Origin of the sequence: Cyanobium sp. Morenito 9A2 (assembly GCF_024345575.1) — a bacterium.
In the GTDB taxonomy this organism is placed as follows: Bacteria; Cyanobacteriota; Cyanobacteriia; order PCC-6307; family Cyanobiaceae; genus ATX-6F1.
In genome coordinates, this window is sequence record NZ_JAGQBJ010000001.1 from 253,158 (window position 1) to 271,074 (window position 17,917).

21 protein-coding genes and 1 tRNA gene are annotated in these 17,917 nt (G+C 67.9%); 7 read left to right on the forward strand and 15 right to left on the reverse strand.

Annotated elements, in window-relative coordinates:
• Positions 1 to 88: 88 nt before the first annotated feature.
• Both KBY88_RS15980 and KBY88_RS01320 read right to left on the reverse strand, forming a co-directional pair.
• Positions 89 to 2,869, reverse strand: a complete 2,781-nt coding sequence (locus tag KBY88_RS15980) for an AAA family ATPase (protein ID WP_261348358.1) — start codon at positions 2,867 to 2,869, stop codon at positions 89 to 91.
• 4 nt (positions 2,870 to 2,873) lie between these two features.
• Positions 2,874 to 4,142 (reverse strand): metallophosphoesterase family protein, encoded by a 1,269-nt coding sequence (locus KBY88_RS01320; protein WP_254938085.1) that lies wholly within the window; start codon positions 4,140 to 4,142, stop codon positions 2,874 to 2,876.
• Positions 4,143 to 4,239: 97 nt separating this feature from the next.
• Here KBY88_RS01320 and KBY88_RS01325 point away from each other — a divergent pair, with 97 nt between their 5' ends.
• Positions 4,240 to 4,545, forward strand: coding sequence for a c-type cytochrome (locus KBY88_RS01325; RefSeq protein ID WP_254938491.1), 306 nt, complete (start codon positions 4,240 to 4,242; stop codon positions 4,543 to 4,545).
• Here KBY88_RS01325 and KBY88_RS01330 read toward each other — a convergent pair.
• Complete coding sequence (locus KBY88_RS01330; RefSeq protein ID WP_254938086.1) at positions 4,521 to 4,790, reverse strand: YciI family protein; 270 nt, start codon at positions 4,788 to 4,790, stop codon at positions 4,521 to 4,523. The two genes, KBY88_RS01325 and KBY88_RS01330, sit on opposite strands and share 25 nt — an antisense overlap.
• A 143-nt stretch (positions 4,791 to 4,933) precedes the next feature.
• Between KBY88_RS01330 and KBY88_RS01335 the strand changes: the two genes are divergently transcribed.
• Positions 4,934 to 5,305 (forward strand): AbrB/MazE/SpoVT family DNA-binding domain-containing protein, encoded by a 372-nt coding sequence (locus KBY88_RS01335; protein ID WP_254938087.1) that lies wholly within the window; start codon positions 4,934 to 4,936, stop codon positions 5,303 to 5,305.
• 1 nt (position 5,306) lies between these two features.
• Here the strand turns inward: KBY88_RS01335 and KBY88_RS01340 are convergent, their stop codons facing one another.
• The 4 genes from KBY88_RS01340 to KBY88_RS01355 are packed head-to-tail and all read right to left on the reverse strand — an operon-like array spanning position 5,307 to position 7,742.
• A complete protein-coding gene (locus tag KBY88_RS01340) occupies positions 5,307 to 6,308 on the reverse strand; it encodes a mechanosensitive ion channel family protein (protein ID WP_254938088.1) in 1,002 nt (333 codons plus the stop codon).
• Positions 6,309 to 6,312: 4 nt separating this feature from the next.
• Entirely contained in the window at positions 6,313 to 7,122 is an 810-nt protein-coding gene (gene trpA, locus KBY88_RS01345) for a tryptophan synthase subunit alpha (RefSeq protein ID WP_254938089.1), read from the reverse strand.
• 46 nt (positions 7,123 to 7,168) lie between these two features.
• Positions 7,169 to 7,504: a DUF3007 family protein gene (locus KBY88_RS01350; RefSeq protein WP_254938090.1), complete on the reverse strand. Its 336-nt coding sequence runs from the start codon at positions 7,502 to 7,504 to the stop codon at positions 7,169 to 7,171.
• Positions 7,505 to 7,508: 4 nt separating this feature from the next.
• Positions 7,509 to 7,742, reverse strand: a complete 234-nt coding sequence (locus tag KBY88_RS01355) for an NAD(P)H-quinone oxidoreductase subunit L (protein WP_261348359.1) — start codon at positions 7,740 to 7,742, stop codon at positions 7,509 to 7,511.
• Positions 7,743 to 7,803: 61 nt separating this feature from the next.
• Here KBY88_RS01355 and KBY88_RS01360 point away from each other — a divergent pair.
• Positions 7,804 to 7,887, forward strand: a tRNA-Leu gene (locus KBY88_RS01360).
• 950 nt (positions 7,888 to 8,837) lie between these two features.
• Positions 8,838 to 9,134, forward strand: coding sequence for a hypothetical protein (locus KBY88_RS01365; protein ID WP_254938092.1), 297 nt, complete (start codon positions 8,838 to 8,840; stop codon positions 9,132 to 9,134).
• Between the two features lie 36 nt (positions 9,135 to 9,170).
• Here KBY88_RS01365 and KBY88_RS01370 read toward each other — a convergent pair whose 3' ends face one another.
• From KBY88_RS01370 to KBY88_RS01405, 8 genes are all read right to left on the reverse strand, one after another.
• A complete protein-coding gene (locus KBY88_RS01370) occupies positions 9,171 to 11,306 on the reverse strand; it encodes a PhoX family protein (RefSeq protein ID WP_254938093.1) in 2,136 nt (711 codons plus the stop codon).
• A 133-nt stretch (positions 11,307 to 11,439) separates the two neighbouring features.
• Positions 11,440 to 11,874, reverse strand: coding sequence for a hypothetical protein (locus KBY88_RS01375; protein WP_254938492.1), 435 nt, complete (start codon positions 11,872 to 11,874; stop codon positions 11,440 to 11,442).
• Between the two features lie 192 nt (positions 11,875 to 12,066).
• The gene (locus KBY88_RS01380) at positions 12,067 to 12,348 is read right to left on the reverse strand and encodes a hypothetical protein (RefSeq protein ID WP_254938094.1); all 282 of its coding nucleotides are present in this window, start codon (positions 12,346 to 12,348) and stop codon (positions 12,067 to 12,069) included.
• Positions 12,349 to 12,386: 38 nt separating this feature from the next.
• Positions 12,387 to 14,135, reverse strand: coding sequence for an oxaloacetate-decarboxylating malate dehydrogenase (maeA, locus tag KBY88_RS01385; protein WP_315858093.1), 1,749 nt, complete (start codon positions 14,133 to 14,135; stop codon positions 12,387 to 12,389).
• Positions 14,105 to 14,398: a hypothetical protein gene (locus KBY88_RS01390; RefSeq protein WP_315858077.1), complete on the reverse strand. Its 294-nt coding sequence runs from the start codon at positions 14,396 to 14,398 to the stop codon at positions 14,105 to 14,107. The genes maeA and KBY88_RS01390 overlap by 31 nt, the downstream gene beginning before the upstream one ends.
• Positions 14,399 to 14,403: 5 nt before the next feature.
• Positions 14,404 to 15,525 (reverse strand): dihydroorotase, encoded by a 1,122-nt coding sequence (pyrC, locus tag KBY88_RS01395; RefSeq protein WP_254938095.1) that lies wholly within the window; start codon positions 15,523 to 15,525, stop codon positions 14,404 to 14,406.
• Positions 15,522 to 16,070 (reverse strand): YqhA family protein, encoded by a 549-nt coding sequence (locus tag KBY88_RS01400; RefSeq protein ID WP_254938096.1) that lies wholly within the window; start codon positions 16,068 to 16,070, stop codon positions 15,522 to 15,524. Before KBY88_RS01400 ends, pyrC begins: the two co-directional genes overlap by 4 nt.
• Positions 16,071 to 16,120: 50 nt before the next feature.
• Positions 16,121 to 16,471: a hypothetical protein gene (locus KBY88_RS01405; protein ID WP_254938097.1), complete on the reverse strand. Its 351-nt coding sequence runs from the start codon at positions 16,469 to 16,471 to the stop codon at positions 16,121 to 16,123.
• Here KBY88_RS01405 and KBY88_RS01410 point away from each other — a divergent pair.
• The 3 genes from KBY88_RS01410 to KBY88_RS01420 all read left to right on the forward strand — a co-directional run bounded on the left by KBY88_RS01410 (position 16,470) and on the right by KBY88_RS01420 (position 17,863).
• Entirely contained in the window at positions 16,470 to 16,703 is a 234-nt protein-coding gene (locus KBY88_RS01410; protein WP_254938098.1) for a hypothetical protein, read from the forward strand. The two genes, KBY88_RS01405 and KBY88_RS01410, sit on opposite strands and share 2 nt — an antisense overlap.
• 14 nt (positions 16,704 to 16,717) lie before the next feature.
• On the forward strand, positions 16,718 to 16,864 hold the full coding sequence (locus KBY88_RS01415) for a hypothetical protein (RefSeq protein ID WP_254938099.1): 147 nt from the start codon (positions 16,718 to 16,720) through the stop codon (positions 16,862 to 16,864).
• Positions 16,865 to 17,161: 297 nt separating this feature from the next.
• Entirely contained in the window at positions 17,162 to 17,863 is a 702-nt protein-coding gene (locus KBY88_RS01420; RefSeq protein WP_254938100.1) for a GAP family protein, read from the forward strand.
• The last annotated feature ends 54 nt before the right edge of the window (positions 17,864 to 17,917 follow it).

Below are 17,917 nucleotides of genomic sequence, written 5' to 3' on the forward strand. Positions count from 1 at the left end.
TCGAATCCCTTTGACAGCGTTCCATCCGCGGGGACCGCTGCAGGGCTCCTTAGGTGATGAACTCCGTTGACCCGATCGCGTGACCATCTCATGGGAGGGTCACCACTGACCCGCCCAGGGGGGCGTCACTCAGATCGCCATAATCCCCTGGTGTGCAGGTCAACAGGATCACCTGCACCCCCTGCTTCACCCCCACACCCAGCATTCGCTTGAGCATCGGTAGACGTTCAGGATCCGTGTTGGTGAAAGCATCGTCGAACACCAGGGGTAGGGCGCCGTCGTAGGCGGGCAGCAGCACTTCCGCCAATGCCAGCCGCAGGGCGCCGGCCAGTTGTTCGCGCAGGCCGCCACTCAGCCGCTCGAAGCTGAAACTTTCGCCCGCCTGGCGAAGCAGCAGTTCCTGGAAACCCTGCTGCGGATCGAAGCGCACCTGGGGGGCATCGCCGGGCTGGCCCAGGGCCTGTAGGTAGGGAGCCAGGGCGGCGGCCAGCGGCGCGCCGTAGCGGTGGGTGAGATCGTCCTGGGCCACCAGAAAAAGGCTCTGCAGCAACTGCAGGGCGCTGATGTGTCGCTCGACGGCGGCACGTTCGGCCTGGGCCGTCTCCCACTCGGCCTGGCGGTACTCCAGCTCGGCGATCGGATCGCTGGCGCTGTAGCTGCTGATGAGCTGTTCGCACTGCCCCTTGCGGGTGAGGAGGCCTTCTTTCTCCTGCTCCAGCCGGTTCCGCCCAGCGTTGATCCGGGCCTCCAGCTCTGAGAGGGGGGCGGTGGCCGCGCTCGGGGTCGGGGCCGCACCACGCTTCTGTCCAGGCCCCGAGCCTGGCGGGGCCGGCTGCCCCGGGCGCTCCAGATCCGCCAGCTCCCGCCCCAGCGCCCCCAGTGCCCGCTCCCCTGCGCCTACGGCCGCGGCCTGGGCCTGAAGGGCGGCGGAGAGCTGCTCCAGATCACCGTGGCTGTTCAGCAATTCCTGTTGCCGCTGCTCCAGGGCCGCCAGGGAGCCTTGGAGCTGATCAATCCGTTGGCGCTGCTGCGCTTGCCGCCGCGTCAGCTCACGATCCTGCTCACGCGCGCTGTCCAAGCTGCGCTGGCTGGCCTCTTGGGATTCGTTGAGATGCTTGAGTTGGCGGCGTCCCTCGGCGAGGGCCCGCTCCAGTTGCTCCAGGTGACCCGGTTCTGGCTCACGGGTGAGCGGTTCGCCTTCAGGCACCGGGACGTTCACCGCTGCCTCCAGGCTCGCCTGCAGCTGCGCCCGGCGCGGGGCCAGCGCAGCGAGCCGTTCGGCCAGCCCGTTCCAGGGGATGCTGCTGGCGCTCTGGCGCAGGTTGGTCAGGTCCGTCTGCAACTGGTGCCGCTGCCGCTCGATCGCTTCGGCGGCCTCGCTGCCGCTCACCTGCAACTGCTCCTGCAGCGCCGCCAGCGCCGCGCGCTCCTCCTGCCGCTGCCGCTGGGCCTGGGCCAAAGCATCTCCGCCACCGGGGCTGATCCGTAGCCGCACCCCGCCACCGATTCGGAGCTCCGTGGGCTCGAGCAGAATCTGCGCTGATCCCGCCTCCAGGGGCCTTCCCCCCAGATCCACGGCGCTCTCGCCGCTGAGGAGTTCCACGCTGGTGGCCATCGCCTCGCAGCGGGCCTCCGTCTGCTGGGCGCGTTGTTCGGCCTCGCGCAACCGCTTGACCTGGGCCTGGTCGATCGCCGGCAGCACCGCCAGGGCCGCCTTGGCTCCCTCGGCCTGGACCTGCAGCTCCTCGAACTGGCGGTGGTGGAGCAACATCTGACGCTCGCTTGCCTCCAGTCGCATCAGTTCAAGGCGCCACTCCAGCCGTTCTTGTTGCGCCCGAAGGCTCTTGGCCTGGGCCGTCAGCCGCGCCTGGTGCTCTTGCCGCTCCTGCTGTTGGTGCTGCAGTTCCCCCAGGGCCCCGCTGGTTTGATCCAACTCCGCCTGGAGCTGCCGCTGCTCCTGGAGCTGGCTCAGGCGTTGGCTGCTGAGCGCCTGGACCTGCTGGAGGGTGGTGGTCAGCAGCTGCAACCGTTGGCGAGGGGGCTCCAGTTCCGCCTGCTGAAGGCGCCAGCTGTGGACGAGGGTCTGGCGCTGCTCGAGGGCCGGGCGCTCCTGGCGTTCGATCTGCTCAAGCCGTTGCTCCAGGCCCCGAAGTTGCTCCATCGAGGCCTCCAGTTCCTCGCAGCGGCCCTGGGCCAGGTGCCGGCGCCGCTGGGCTTCCTGCTCCCCCTGGCGCACCAGGGCCAGGGGGGATCCTGCTCGCACCCGGCCAGTGGCCGTGAAGGTGAGCGCAAGCTCTTCCTGGATCCGCCCCAGCACCTGACGGTCCAGGGCGGAATGCAGGGCCCCACTGTCGCCCCGAATCTGCAGTTGCTCCACCAGACGCCCCAGGTCGTAGCGCTCACCGCCTCCCGCCAGGGGATTGGCGCCCCCCTCCCCCTGGCGCACCCAGAGGTGCGCCCAGCGTTCAGGCAGTTGGGCAATCCGCCGCCCCTCCACGGGCTCTCCCACCCCCAGCAGCTGGGCCAGGGCCTCGTCGGCGGCGCTGCCGGAGAGGGCGAGGCCCCCGTCGTTGCTGAGCTGGCAGGTGCCGCTGGCCCCTGAAAAGCGTTTGCGCACCTGCCAGCGCTGGCCGGAGGCCTCGAAGCGGATCTCCACCTCCGGCTGTCCGCCGTGACGCCTGGCGCGCAGCTCCTCCACCCCGCGGCCCGTGGCGGTGGCCTTCAGGAACAGACCCTTGTGCAGGGCCTCCACCAGTGTGCTCTTGCCGACCTCATTGGGACCGCCGATCACCGTGAGGCCTGGAGCGAAGCTCAGCTCGAGGTCGCGGTGCACGCGCACCCGGCGCAGGTGGCAGGAAAGCAGTCGCATCGGTTCAGCTGCCGCCGGCCTGCACCAGGCGGTGCAGCTCGCCGAGGGCCAGCCCCACCACCTCTGGCTCGAAGCGATCGGCCCCGCTCACGCCGGTTTCTACCTGGCCAGCCGGATCCCCTGCTGTCCCTGGCCCGGAAGCGGTCGGTCTGCCGCTGAGCCGCTGCTGCAGCGCGGCGGCCACCCGGGCAATCAGTGGGTCCCCTGGCCGCTGGGTCAGCGCCGCCAACTCCTGGTCCTCGGGCATGGTTTCGATGCGGCCCCGGCGCTTGAGGCGCAGCAGTTGAGCTTCCAACCGCTCCAACAGCAGGGCGTAGCGCCGCTGGCCCTGGAGGCTGAGTTGGCCTTCCACGTCCAGGAGCAGCAGTTCCTGGCCGACCCGATCCCCGAGCAGGCCAAGCAGGTGTTGCTCGAAGCGATCGAGATCCCCATCGCCGTCAAAGCGGAAGCGCAGCTGGTGCCAACCCAGTTGGCCGGTGGGCTGCACCGTCACGCTGGCGGCTCCCCCGCGCTCCACCGCCACTGCCAGCACCTGGCCGGAGCGGTAGTCACTGGCGCGGGGGAAGCGGTCCTGCTCAGGGCAACCGGCATACCAGACCTTCGGGGACACCTGCTTGAGGCCGTGCCAATCCCCCAGGGCGACGAAGTCGATCGCTGCGAGCAAGCTCTCATCCAGCCGCAGCAAATTGTTGGCGGTCAGTGGGTTTTCATCGTCGGCTTCCAGGTCGATGGCACCGAAGCTCGATGTGGACCCATGGGCCAGCACGATTCGCGGCAGCTCGGGCGGCAGGTGGTTCCAGTCCAGGTGATGCAACCAGGCACTGGGGTCTTCGCTGTGCTGGCGGCGCAGCAGGGGGCAGGGCAGCACCACCGCCTGCTCCAGCACGACGGGCGTTGGCTCCAGCAGCACCTGCACATTGGGAGCGCGCAGCTGCCGTTCGGCCTGGAAAAAGGCGGAGTGCCAGAGCGACCCAGGCGCGCCGTGGTCATGGTTGCCGGGGATTACCAGCACCGGCAGGCCGAGGCGGCCGAGGGCGAAGCAGACGGCAGTGACATCGCTGGCGCCCGGGGTGGGGGAATCGAACAGATCGCCCGCCACCAGCAGAAAGGCGGCTTCGCTGGAGCGGGCCAGGGGGCCCAGTCGCTCGATCACCTCCAGGCGCGCCTGGCGCAGTCGTGCACGCTTATCGGGATCGACCACCCGGGCATAAGGTTTGCCGATCTGCCAGTCGGCGCTGTGCAGAAACGACACCATCGGCCTCGTGTGCTCCATGGGCAGAGTCCCGCTCAGTGTGCCCCCTCCTGCGCAGCCTCCGGCGGCCCCGCGGCGCTGGGCCGTGGTCCTGTTGCTGGGCCTCGCCCTCCTGGTGATGCTGTGGCCGCGACCGGCCTGGGGCGTGGCCACGGATGACACCACCAGCCGCGGCGCCAGCTTGTTTGCCAATCACTGCGCCGCTTGCCATGTGAACGGCGGCAACATCATTCGCCGCTCTCGCACGCTCAAGCTCAAGGCACTGGAGGGTCGCGGCCTGGCCAGCCCCGAGGCGATTGCCGCCGTCGCCGCCAACGGCCTCGGCCAGATGGGAGGGTACGCCGAGGTCCTCGGCCCCGGCGGGCCCGAGGCGGTGGGGGCCTGGGTGTGGCAGCAGGCTCAGAACGCCTGGATCCAGGGATAAACCCTCAGCTCTGTCCAGATTCCGTTAAGCCAATAGACATCCTGGCGCAGCACGGTTTCCACTTCTTCCTGCGTGCCTGCTTCGTAGATCCCGAACACATGGGTGCTGCCTTCGGTGGGCCCGAGGGTGATCAGCAGGCCCTCCTCCTGCTGTTGACGCAGGCCGGCGAGATGTTCCTCGCGGAACGGAACGCGCCGCCGCAGAGCGTCGTCACAGTAGGTGCCCCAGAGCACGAATTTCGCCATGGCCGCTTTGGAGAGATCCTTGTGACGTTAGTAGCGGCAGGGGAAGACAAGCAGATGTGGACCTGGCGTTGATGGGGCCCCGTCGGGGTTGACCAGAAGCGAAGGTTGTTCGCTATATTCTCGTTGTCTTTAGCGCTTAAACTGTGGCTCTCATAGGTTCCGATCTCCTTGCCAAAGTCAAGGAGCTTGGTGATGTCAGCAAGTCCGAGCTGGTGCGAGCAGCGGGTTACGTTTCCACCAAGAAGGATGGATCCGAGCGCCTGAACTTCACTGCTTTTTACGAAGCCCTGCTGGAGGCCAAGGGTGTGAGCCTGGGCTCCGGCGGTGCGGCGGTTGGCAAAGGTGGTCGCAAGCTCAGCTATGTGGCCACGGTCCAGGGCAACGGCAATCTGCTGATCGGCAAGGCCTACACCGCCCTGCTGGATCTCAAGCCCGGAGACGATTTCGAGATCAAACTGGGCCGTAAGCAGATTCGTCTGGTCCCCGTCGGCAGCAGCGACGAAGAGGAAGAGTGACTCAGGCGCCCGGTGCCTGAGGTGGTTCCGCAAATCGCAGTTCAGCGCCGGCCATCCGCTCCAGCAGGTGCAAATTGACCCGTTCCTGGGCGTCCAGCGACGCCAGCGGGTCAGCACCTGGCAGGTAGTAGCAGATTTCAAACACAAGTCCCCGCTCGGTCAATTCGATGAGGTGGCTGCGATCAAATCGGCCCCCTTCCACTGATCGCACGGCCTCGCGCACCAGCCCTGCCACGCTCGCCGCATCCTCGGCCCGGGTGCTGCTGTGCAGGGTGAAGCGCTGCAGCACGCGACGCTCCTTAACGTCGGAGTAATTGCGCAGCGTTTTGCCCAGCAGGTCAGCGTTGTTGATCACCACCCGCTCGCCATCGAGGCTGCGCAGCTGGGTCGAGCGGAGCCCCACCCTTGATACGCGCCCCCAGACGTCATCGAAACGGATCAGCTGACCGATTTCAAAGGGGCGGTCGAACAGGATCGTGAGGTAATTGATCACATCCTTGGCCGGTCCCTGTAAGGCAAAACCGATGCCCAGGCCCGCCCCCGCCAGCGCCCCGACCACGGCCGTGAGGCGCACCCCCTGGTTTTGCAGAAACACCAGCAGCCCCAGTACCCAGAGAATGAAGCGCAGCATGGGCGCCAGGGCCATCAAACCCTCCACGGCGGTGGCATCCCCCACCCGGGCGATGGCGACGGTGAGCAGTTTGAGCAGGATGCGGTTCAGGAGGCGCACCACCAGCACCACCACCAGCAGCTGAACCAGGCCCTCCACGAGGCGGTCGGCCAGGCCGTCCAGGGGTAGGGCGCTCCAGGCCCAGAGCACCACCCCCAGCCCCGCCAGGCCCAGGGCGGTAGCTTCGAGGCGATCGAGGATGAAGCGCTCGGTGAGGGCCGAATCACGGCGGTCCACACCCTGGAGCAGGCGGAGAGCGATCAGATGGGCCAGTCCCAAGCCCGCCAGGCCTGCCGCCAACCGGGCGAGCCCTGTGAGCAGCGCACTGGCCATCGGCTCACCCATCCAGGGCCGCCCGCAGGCGGGTGCAGAAGTTCACGGCCGCCAGCGGTGCGGATCCGCCCGTTGTCACCGCCTCTGCCATGGCCTTCACCAGGGCACTGCCGACGATCGCCCCGTCGGCCCCCCAGGCGCGCACCTGGCTGGCCTGGTCGGGGCCAGCAATGCCAAAGCCCACGGCCACGGGAGTGGGGCCCAGGGCCTTGAGCTGGCTCACCCGCTGCTCCACCCCCACCTGCAGGCTGGAGCGCACGCCTGTCACGCCCGTCACCGAAACCAGATAAGTGAAGCCCCGGCTGGCTCTGGCGATGCGGGCCAGCCGCTCATCCGGGGTGGTGGGTGCCACCAGCAGCACCAGATCGAGGCCATGGGCGGCGGCGATCAGCGAGAGCTGGTCGGCCTCTTCCAAGGGGAGATCGGGCACCACCAGGCCCGCGGCTCCGGCGGCGGCCGCGGCGGCACAGAAGGATTCCATGCCCCTGTTGAGCAAAGGGTTGCTGTAGGTGAACAGCACCACGGGGATGGTCAATTCCCCGCGCAGGCCGGAGAGCAGCTCCAGCACCGCCCCTGGGGTGGTGCCGGCGGCCAGGGCCCGAGCGGCGGCGGCCTGAATCACTGGACCATCGGCCAGCGGGTCGCTGTAGGGGATGCCCAACTCGATCACATCGGCGCCAGCCCCCTGGAGCCCCAGCAGGCTGGCGCGGGTGGTGGCCAGGTCAGGGTCGCCGGCCACCAGGAACGGCATCAGGGCGCAGCGACGTTGCTGCTGGAGCAGCTGGAACCTTTGCTGGAGGGGGGTGCCGCCCATGGGCCGCTGGCGTTCGGAGTTGCCAGTGAGCCTATGGGTTCGGGCCTCAAAGCTCGGTGTCAGCCTGGAGCTGGCCCACCTCCTTGAGGAGCTTTTCCTGCTCAGCGAGGGGCAGGGCATCGAACTTGCGCTGCAGCACGTCGTCGGTTTCGGCGTCGTAGGCCGCCCGGTAGCTGCGACGCTGCTGCATGTAAGTCATGTTCCCCGTCACAACCCGGAACAGGTAACTCCCGGTCCAGCCCAGCACCAGCACGATCAGCACCGCCTCGGCGGCGATGCCGGCGGAGAAGCCCTCGAATCCAGCCGCCTGGAAGGCCAGGTAGCCCAGGCCCCCAAGGCCCAAGACCCCCAGACCCAGGAGGATGGCAGTGCCCCGCGTCACGTCCTCAGACCTCGCCCTGGCCAGCCAGGCGCAGGTTGAGGAAGGGGGCGAACAGAATCAGCCCGGGGAAGAACAGAAACACCAGCCCGTAGACGGCCGTGCGCTCGACCTTGCCCATGGTGGTCCAGCGACGGTTCATCCACCAGTAGAGAGCCAGGGGCACCACCACCAGGTAAAGCCCCCCGATGGCGCCATAAGCTCCAAGCACCAGAAGGGTTTCCACGGAAACCGAGCTCAAGACACCAGGCAGGGCCACGAAATCAGATCGTTGTGTTGCAGAAATCTAGGATGCTTGCGTCGGGGGCATGGCGAAATTGGTAGACGCAGCGGACTTAAAATCCGCAGACGGCAACGTTGTGGGGGTTCAAGTCCCCCTGCCCCCATCCATCGCCCCCGCCACCCATCGGACGAAGCATGACTGGAACGGTGTTCCTTGCGGGCACGGTACTCCGATCCCAGCGCGGCGGCCTTTGACCACGGGAACCAGGCGCTCAAGGACCCGCGTCATCCCATGGGCTCGGCCCTCCTGACCCGCTCACCCCAGAGCTCAAGCCACAGTTGGAGGGGGTGGCTCAAGACCCAGGCGCACCGAGGCCTCCCCGCTGCTCGAGCCGATTGAGCAAGGGTTCGACGACCTGGACGATGCCTATCCCCGCACCGCTGTCCTCGACGTCCACCGTCGCTCCAACGCGTCGACCATCCTCGCCGCGCGGCTCGCCTGCCAGCTGGAGTGGGATGGCCCATCACCCCAGGCGGTGAGGCCTATGCGCCAGGCGGTGAGCCCATTGCGCAGGATTGGCCTCACCGCCCGGCCCATCACCATGACCCGTTGTCTGCAGGCAACGGTCGAAGGCAAGACCGATCCTGGCCCGTGGGACCAGTGCCTGGTGGCCACCTTGCCGAACGCTGGGGCGATCGCTTTGGTGACAACAGCCTGGCCGGCGAGGGGCAGGACGACTGACTTCGGGTCCGGGAGGCACCAGGTCAGCCCATGGTGGTGATCAAGCGGGCTCTGGCCCAGGGTCCCTGGCCCCGTTAGCCCCCCGATGCCGATGGCCGCTGGAGCCGTGGTCACCCTCGCCGCCCCTGGGGTTGGCACCTGTGAGTTGGAGGTTGAGAGGCCCTGGGCCTCGCGCCATCCCTTCGGGCTGCCCGCAACGAACGGCCTCCTCCTCTGGGGGCTCCAAGGACGACCGGCGCTGGGCCCTTGAGGCTGGCTTGGTGTTCAGCATCACCCCACAGGGTGATCGACGGAGGCCCTGCTTAGACGCGTCTTAATCCTCCAGACGCACAATGCGCTCGAGCTTCGGTTCACTGGAACGAAGAATCACCCATGGCCCATTCAGCTGAGGAGCGCAGCATCGTGATGGAGGCCGTGCGCTGCGGGCTGCTTGATCCCAACGACACGCCGACCTATTTCCCGCCCCGCTACTGCACTCCCCTCAGCCTCCTGCTGGTGCCCTTCACCCTGGGTTTCTCACTGCTGTTCGTGCCCATCCTCTGGGTCGCCCAGCATGAGATCACAGGCCAACGCATGGCTCGGCTGAGAGAAAAGCTGCAACGGCAGCAGCAGGCCCTCGAACCGGCCGACGAGGATCAGCCCATGGCGATGGGCCGTGTCCCCAACTGATCGGGGCCCTGGTTCCGGTCCCTTCCCTCCCATCCCTCACCCCAGCAAAGGGCCTCCCGCCAGTCGACGGATGGCCACGACCGCGGGGCGGGGGTGGGCCCCCGGTACACCTGAGGGCCAATTGGAGCCCAGCGGTACCCAGCGCAGTTGTTCGAAGGGGACACGGTCTTTGTCCACGAGCTGGTGGGCTTGCGCTTCCTGGGCCCCTTCCCTGCGGGTGCCGTTGTCCTCTCCGGGATGCTGAACAGACAGGAACAGGGTGGTCTCGGCGTTGTCGAAACAGGGCCCGGTGAGTTCGCATTCCATGGGCCCGGTAGCGAAGCAGAGTGCTTGCCCAGCGGCAGGTCCCGAGCGGGGGAGCACCCAGCAGCTGTTGTTGCCGAACACATCCAGGGATTCCGATTTGGTGGAACGGTCGGTGAGCACCCAGATGTTGCCGGAGCGATCCACCGCAAGGTTGTCCGGGTTGCTGAAGCCCATGCCCCCCTGCCAGGGGGTACCGCCGGTGGCGACCATCCGCCAGCGGAAGCGGGCTCCTTTGCTGGCCCCCTCGTCGCTTAGGCGCATCACCCAGCCGAAGGGCCAGCTGACCTGATCCCCTGGGCCCCGAAAGATGGCGGGATCGGCGGTGCCGTCTTCACTGGATCCACCTGCTGTCAAGGCGATCACCAGATCGCCCGTGGTGGGATCCATCACGGTGGCTTCGGGCCGGGCTGTGGCCGTTGCCCCCACGGCATTGCCCGCCAGGTGGGCATCGATCAGGATCGCGCCCATTCGCTTCTCCTCGTTGCCGAGGTAGAGGTCCCCCAAGTGGCGGAACCATTGCCGGTAGGCGTTCACCGCCTCATCGCTGATCAGGGCTTCAGCGCCGGCTCGACTGCGATCGGAATGGGGAACCAGCGTGGGCTGTTCCAACTGGTGAGTGGTGAAGTGGCTGGGTCGCTGGGGATCGACGGGGGTGCCTGGCTCCAGAGGAATCCAGTGGCCCGTGCCATCGGCCTTGAAGCGGGCGGCCTCTAGGCGACCGGCTTCGAACAGCCTCGAATTGCCGTGATCGGTGGGATCGTCGATCAATTCTCTGCTCACGAAACGGTAGAGATGGCCCCCATGGCGATCGTCTCCGGAGTAGACGATCAGTGGCTCACCACGGCGGGCCACTGTCGCCACCGCCTCATGGCGGAAGCGGCCCAGCCAGCTGTGTTTGATGGGCACCCCCTCCGGGTGCCGCGGGTCCAGTTCCACCATCCAGCCATATTTGTTCCCCGCGAGGGCGAAGGGATTGCCCAGGCCCTCCAACCGCTGGCCGTCGTAGGCGAAGGGCCGCTCGCCGGGGAAAGGAGACGAGCCATCGGCATGAACCGCCTCCACCACTTGGCTCTGGAAGTTCTCCTCCGCGCTGAGCACGGTTCCCCAGGGCGTCGTGCCGCCAGCACAGTTGGCGAAGGTGCCGATCACCCTGTCCCCGAGGCCATCGTCGAAGCCCAACCGCTGCCGGCTTCGGAACACCCCAGCCGCCGGTCCGCTCACCGCCAGACGACGCTCCGGATCATTCAGGCCGGCCAGGCCCGTGATGCGCCTGTCACAGCGTCCAGCACGGCGGCGCCAGGACCCCGACGCGTCACGCTGAAGCTCCGCCACACCGATGCCGAGATCGGCCATCGCAGCGCTGGCCACCAGCCTGCAGAGGTCGCGCAGGGAAGCGTCAGGGGGAAGGGAGCTCACATCCACCTTGCCGCCACGCTCCTGGAGCTGTTCAGCCAGAGCCTTCAGAGGCAGTTCCGTCCCCACGACGACCTGGAATGCTTCCCCCCAGGTCCTGGCGCTGATGTACTCGAAGTTCATCGTCAGCAAGCCCCGCCCGTCGCCGAGGTCGGCAAAGGCGAGGTAGTCGTTGTTGAAGCCGATGCGGCCATCGTCCAGCGGATCCCCCCAGGCCGTGAGCACCTCGGCCCGGAAGCCCTCAGGCACCACGAGCCGGTCCTCCAGGTTCAGAAGCTGGTAGGCCCTGCGCTGCTGGGCGGCACTGAGGCCATCCTCAGGAGTGGGCAGGGGCGTGCCCACCGGTTGGAACGGAAGCCCTGAACGCGGCTTGGACGATCCCTTCGCAAGGCTGGGCACCGCCGCCATGGCACTGCCGACTCCGAGCAGGTTGAGCAGATCTCGACGGTTCATCGCCCGCCATCGGGGGGTATCAACGGGGCCTGTGGGGCCTGGAATGGGCGCTTTGCCATGGTGCAACGACAACCCTCCTGAGGCCAGGATGGCGCTTCAACACCCTGGCGGGCGCCCCCAGACGGCCGACGACCTATCGGCAGCCTTGAACCGAAATCCTGTAGCTGAAGCCCAGGGCACCGGGGTCGCTGCTGGCGCCCACTTTGAAGTTCATCTGGCTGGCCTGCTTGCCGGGGATGGCGGGGAACGGGCCGAACATCCGCCCGGTGCCGATCGGTGGGTTCATGGTCTCGTTGATCACCTGCAGGTTGGAGCCATCGCTGAACTTCATGAAGCCCTCCACCGGGTACTTGGCGCCGGCGTCGGAGGAGTTGGCCGTGAAGAAGAACTTGAAGCTGGTGTAGGGCTGGTTGACGATGAAGTCGGTGTTCCAGTTGGTTTTGCCGATCGCTTTTCCCCGGCCCACGGATTTGGCGATGATCGGGCTTGTGCCGTTGCCACCGATCGGCGCCAGGAAGGTGCACACAGGGGCCGCCTGGGCGCCGCTGAAGCCGCTCAGGGCCACCATGGCCGGCAGGCTCGACAGGGCCAAGCGCTGGAGCGAGCGGGCGCAGGACATCAGGGGGCGAATGGTCATGGCGTCAGGGGGGGGCCGGAAGAAGCTAGATCAACCGGTTCGAACGGTCTGGGTCGATCGACTGATATTCCTGCCGCCCTTGCCAGAGCTGCGGCTGAAGGGGCGTTGGCCGGAGGCGGCAGATCAGTCATCGCTGGGAATCAGCACCGTGGTGTGCAGGCTGTCCAGCCCCAGATCCCCCGTGATCACCCACACCTGAATCCCCGCCCCCACGGCATAGACGCTGCGCAGGCTGCCCTGCTGCAGATAGGCCGCCAAGGTGTTGGCCCTGGCGTCCCGCCCATCCACCAGTCCCCAGTCGCCGCGGCGGTGGCGCATGAGCAACCTGTCCAGGGTCTCCTGGCCGATCCATTCCATCACCTCAGCTCTGACGTGAATGGATCCGATGGCGAGACGGGCGGCCATGGGTGGCTCAGCAGTGGGCCGTTCGGTGACGGGCCGGTTCAGAGGGCCTCGATTGGACGGTAGCGGGCCTCCCAGGTGGCGGCATCCAACCGCTCGATCGCCTCAGCGTGGCTGCGGGCCCGCCGGGCCAGCCCCTGATCGACCGCGGCAAAGGCCACGGCCTCAGCCACCGCCCTGGAGACCGTGCGCACAGCCGTCAGCGCCGGCATCAAGGGGGCCTCGGGGTCAAGGGCGGCCGGTATCGCCAGGGCCAGGGCCCTGAGAGCGGCATCGATCATGTCCTCACTCACCTGGCTCGCCCCCACCGCCGCGCTGGCCAGCCCCAATCCGGGAAAGAGAAAACAGTTGTTGCACTGTCCGATGCGCCGCTCGACCCCCGCCACGCTCACAGGCTCAAAGGGGCTGCCTGTGGCCACCAGCGCCCGGCCGCCGCTCCAAGCGAGCAGATCGGCGGGGTGGGCCTCGGCCAGGGCCGTGGGGTTGGAGAGCGGCAGGATGATCGGTCGCTCGGCGCCGGCGGCCATCGCCTCGACCACGGCCCGATCGAAGGCGCCAGCCACGGTGGAGGTGCCGATCAACACGCTGGGTTTCACCTGTTCCACCACGGCTTGCAACGGGATGCGGCCCTCAGCATCCCGAGGGAAGGCCGCCAGCTCCTCCAGGGGGCGGGCGAAGGCCTGCAGGTTGGAGGCCAGCCCGTCGTGGTCGCTGCGCAGCAGCCCCTGGCGGTCGATCAACCAGATCCGCCGCCGGGCCTCCAGGGCGCTCAGGCCGCCCCGTTCCAGCAGCCGTGCCAATCGCTCGGCGATGCCGAAGCCAGCTGTGCCGGCCCCGAAGATCACGATCCGCTGCTCCGCCAGGGTCTGGCCCAGCCCCTGGGCCGCTGCCAGCACGGCGGCGCTGGCCACGCCGCTGGTGCCCTGGATGTCGTCGTTGAAGCTGGCGAGCCGGTGCCGGTAGGTCTCCAGGTTGTGCCGTGCGTTGGCGGTGCCGAAGTCTTCCCAGTGCAGGAAGGTGTGGGGTGCCAGCTGCTCCACGGCGGCCACGAAGGTGGCGATGAAGTCGTCGTAGGCCTCGCCGCGCAGGCGCGGCTGGCGCCAGCCGGGGTAGAGGGGATCGGCGAGCAGGTCGGCGCGGTCGGTGCCCACATCGAGCACCACCGGCAGGGCGCGTTCGGGATCGAGCCCGGCGCAGAGGGTGTAGACCGCGAGCTTGCCCTGGCAGATGTGGATGCCGCCGATGCCCTGGTCGCCGATGCCCAGGATGCCCTCGGAGTCGGTGACCAGCAGCAGGTCTGGCGGGTGGAGCCCGGTCTGGGCCATGCCCTGGGCCAGCAGTTCAGCCAGGCGATCCTGATCGGGGGCCGCCAGGTAGAGCCCCTGGGAGGGGGTGCGGTAGGTGGCGCTGAAGCGTTGGATCGCCGCACCCACCGTCGGTGTGTAGACGATCGGCAACACCGCCTCGATGTGCTCTTCGAGGAAGCGGTGGAACAGGATGAGGTTGTTCTGGCGCAGGGCCGCCGCGAAGGCGAAGCGCTGGAGCGGATCGTCCAACTCCTGGAACTGGGCCCAGACCCGCTGCACCTGCTGCTCCAGGGTTTCCACCTGGTAGGGCAGCAGGGCTTCGAGGCCCAGGGCGAAGCGCTCGCCGCGACTGAAGGCGGTGCCCTTGTTGAGCCCTGGATGGGAGAGGAGTTCGGCGCCTCGCAGGTGCGTACCGATGGACCTGGGGTGCTGGGCCGTGGCGCTCAGATGACTCAGGCCCCAGGATGGCGCAGGGTGCGCCAGTCACCGCTGGCGGTGCTCACTTCCACGCCGATGCCGATGGAATCCGGGCTTCCCAACCCCTGCTCGCTCCACCACTGCACCGCTTCGCCCCAGGCCGCGTCGGGGGAGTCGTACAGGTCGTCGAGGACGGGGTGGGGGCATCCGTGCTGATCCACCAGGCGGTAGGCGCGGGTGCGGCTGGGGGCGAAAGGAGAGACAACCATCGTCTTGCTGCGCATCGACACATCGACAGCATGGGGCCTGTGCCAGCTGCTGACTGTCACCGTTGTCACTTGTTGGTGTTCAGCTTCCACGGCAGGGTGTCCCCGGCGTGGAACGGCACCAGGGCCAGGGGCTCCCGCTGGCCCGGCGAACCACTCTCCCCCTCGAACTCCAGCAGCATCGGCACCACCTGCGCGTTCCGTTGCAGTTCGATCGTCCCCTCATTGAGCGGCAGACCGTAGAAGCGCGGGCCGAATTCCGAGGCGAAGGCTTCCAGACGACCCAGGACACCCTCCTGCTCGAACACCTGGGCGTAGCTCTCGATCGCGACCGGCGCGTTGTAGATCCCGGCGCAGCCGCAGGCTGATTCCTTGGCGCCCCGGGGGTGGGGGGCGGAATCGGTGCCCAGGAAGAACTTGGGGTTGCCGGAGGTGGCGGCCTGGCGCAGGGCCAGCCGGTGCAGTTCCCGCTTGGCGACTGGCAGGCAGTAGAAATCCGGGCGCAGGCCGCGGTGGAACATCGCGTTGCGGTTGATCTGCAGGTGATGGGGGGTGATCGTGGCGGCCAACTGCGGGCCGGCGCCCACCACGAAATCCACCGCCTCGGTGGTGGTGATGTGCTCCAGCACCACCTTCAAAGCCGGGAATCGACCCAGCAGCGGCTCCAGATGCCGCTCGATGAACACCAGTTCGCGATCGAAGATGTCCACCTCCGGATCGGTGACCTCCCCGTGGATCAGCAGGGGCATGCCGATGGCCTCCAGGCGCTCCAGCACCGCGGTGATCTGGGCCAGATCGCTCACGCCGGCGGCGGAATTGGTGGTGGCGTGGGCGGGGTAGAGCTTGCAGGCGGTGAACACCCCTTCGGAGAAGCCCCGTGCCAGTTCGTCGGGGTCGCTGGCCTCGGTGAGATAAGCGGTCATCAGTGGCTTGAAGCCGCTTCCCCGGGGGAGCGCCGCCAGGATCTGCTCCCGGTAAGCCGCCGCCGCCGCCACGGTGGTGATCGGTGGGCTGAGGTTGGGCATCACGATCGCCCGGGCGAAGACCCGGGCCGTTGCCCCCACGACCGCCTGCAGCAGAGCCCCCTCGCGCAGGTGCACGTGCCAGTCGTCGGGGCGCCGCAGCCGCAGCCGCGCGGGGGGAGCTCCACCGTCGCGGCCTTCCCCCGGGATGAGGCCTGCTGAACTCATTTCGGACCCCGGGATCCGGGCGGGCCGCCTGTGACCAGATAACCGCTCACCGCCAACAGCAGCACGCTGGCGCAGAAGTAGAGCAGGGAGCTGCCATCGACGATCGGAAAGCTCAGCATCGCCTTGAAGGCGGCCACGATCAGGGCCACCACGATCACCTTCACCAGTTTTTCCTTCAGCCCGTCGAGGCTGCGGATGTCCAGCAGTCCGCCGCTGTTCTGGTCGGGGCCCCGGGCCGCCTCGATGTCGGAGATCAACAGCTCGTAAACCCCGTAGCCAAAAATCAGCAGGGCGATGCCGATCAGATAGAGATCGACCCCCGACACCAGTTCGGCCAGCAGCTTGGCTTCGCCCTTGGGCTCGAACTGGCCGCCGAAAATCTTGAACAGCGCCTTGAAAATCTCCCGGGTGCCCAGCACGAAGGAAGCGGCCGTGCTCACCAGGCTCATCAGCACCGGCACGATCGCCATCAGGCGGATGCGCCAGAGCCAGCGCTCGAAACGTTGCTCCCAGCGTTTGCGGGGTGTGATCGGGGAGCGCGCCATGGCGCGACCTTAGGGCTGGCCAGGGTGATCGGCCTGCTGGGCCCATCCCCTCAGCCCTCCCTCAACCCCTGGCCCGGCATCCGCAGGGGGCGGCGGTGGGGAAGGTTGCCGAACTCCTCCCGGGCGATGGCCAGCGGTTCCGCTTCGCCATGGCCTCCATCGTTGAGGCTCACCTCGCCGACGATCCGCCCGTCAGGTCGTGGGTGTGCCTTGAGGTGGCGCAGCAACTGCTGGCGCAGGTCGCTCTCGCCCGCGCCGTGGCCCAGCCGCCGCACGACGCTGGCGCCGGCGAACGCCGCGCTGATGCGCTCCAGGTCGTCGCGGTTGAGGGGCCCCCGCTGGCCGCAGCTGGCGCGGTCGCGGCGATCGGTGCTTCCCCTGGCCAGAGCCCCAGAGTCCATGGGGGCGCAGCACCGCCTGCGCCAACCCATCCCTCTTGAGCCGAAAGGCATCCGTGCGCTGGTGGCTCAGGTGCAACGCCAGGCGGTGGCCCCGGTCATCGCGTGGGGAATCCAGTTCGGTTGCGGAGTTCTCAGGGCTGACGCCCGCCTCCTGCGGGAAATGGCGCAAGCGCAGCAGCGCCTTGGCCTCGAGCGTCGTGTGGTGGTGCCCGCCGCTGTGGAGCCGGTTTGAGGTCCTGACTCCAGGTGGATCTGCAGGCGATCGCCCCGGCTTTCCACCTCGGCCCCGAGCCCATGGAGCAGCGTCTCGACCTCGGACATCCTGACCCCAAGGCTGAGGGGGTGGGCGAACAGGGCGCGCAAGGTTTTGCGTTGCTGCGCTTGCATCGCTGAACGACCACAGGACCCTGCAATGGATGGACGTCGGTCCCCCTCGGAAGGCTTTGGCCTCCAGCCGTTGAGCGCGCTCCTGCCGCAACGGGGCGGTGGCTGAACGGCAGGGGTGGATCGCCGCGCCTGGGCGGTGGTGTGCGGACGGAGCAGCCGTGGATCAGGTGGAGGATCTGACGGCCAGCGAGGTGCGCCATCGCCTGCGGGAGCCTTGAAGGCCGCGGCTGGCGCCTCGCCGCCCCAGCCGCGGCCGCGGCGGCCCGGGCCGATCGCCAGAATCGAGGCATCACCGGCCCTGGCATGCATCCCTTCCACTGGTTCACCCAGACCACCATGCTGGGCCTGGGCGTGGCCTTCTCGCCGATCAACATCGCCCTGGTGGCGCTCCTTTTGCTGGGCCAGAAACCCCTGTTGCGCTGCGGCAGCTACCTCACCGGTTGGGCCCTGGCCAACGGTGGTGCTCTCTGGGCCTTCGTGGTCTTCGGCCAACGCTTCACCCACCTGATGCACCAGGGCGGCCGCGGTCAGGTGCTGGTGGATCTGATCGGTGCTGGCGCCCTGCTGGGACTGGGTCTGTTCCAGCTCACCCCAGCGGTCAGCATCGGTGAGGAGGGTTGGGCGATGCAGTTGATGCAGCGCCTGCCCGAGCTGGATCTGGCGCCCCTGATGGGCCTCGGCATGGGCTGCGCCCTGATCAGCCCGGAGAACTTCGTGTTCTATGTGAAGGAGGCGGGCCTGGTGATCACCAACCGGCCGGGGATGCGCACCGATCTGGAGATCGGTTCGGTGTTCGTGCTGATGGCCACGTCACTGCTGTTGCTGCCGCCCCTGCTCTGGATCCTCAGCGGTGGTCGGCTCGAGGCACCGCTCACCCGTGTCAAGGACTGGCTGGTGCACCGGGCCGAACCGATGGTGGGCGTGCTGGCGCTGTTGCTGGCGGCCTACCTGGGCTGGCAGGGCGTCGAAGGTTTGCTTCAGATCACCTCCTCGGCCCTGGCCTGAGGTGGGCCCTGTCGGCATGGTTACGGGACCAATGCGCTGCCGCTGGCAAACTGC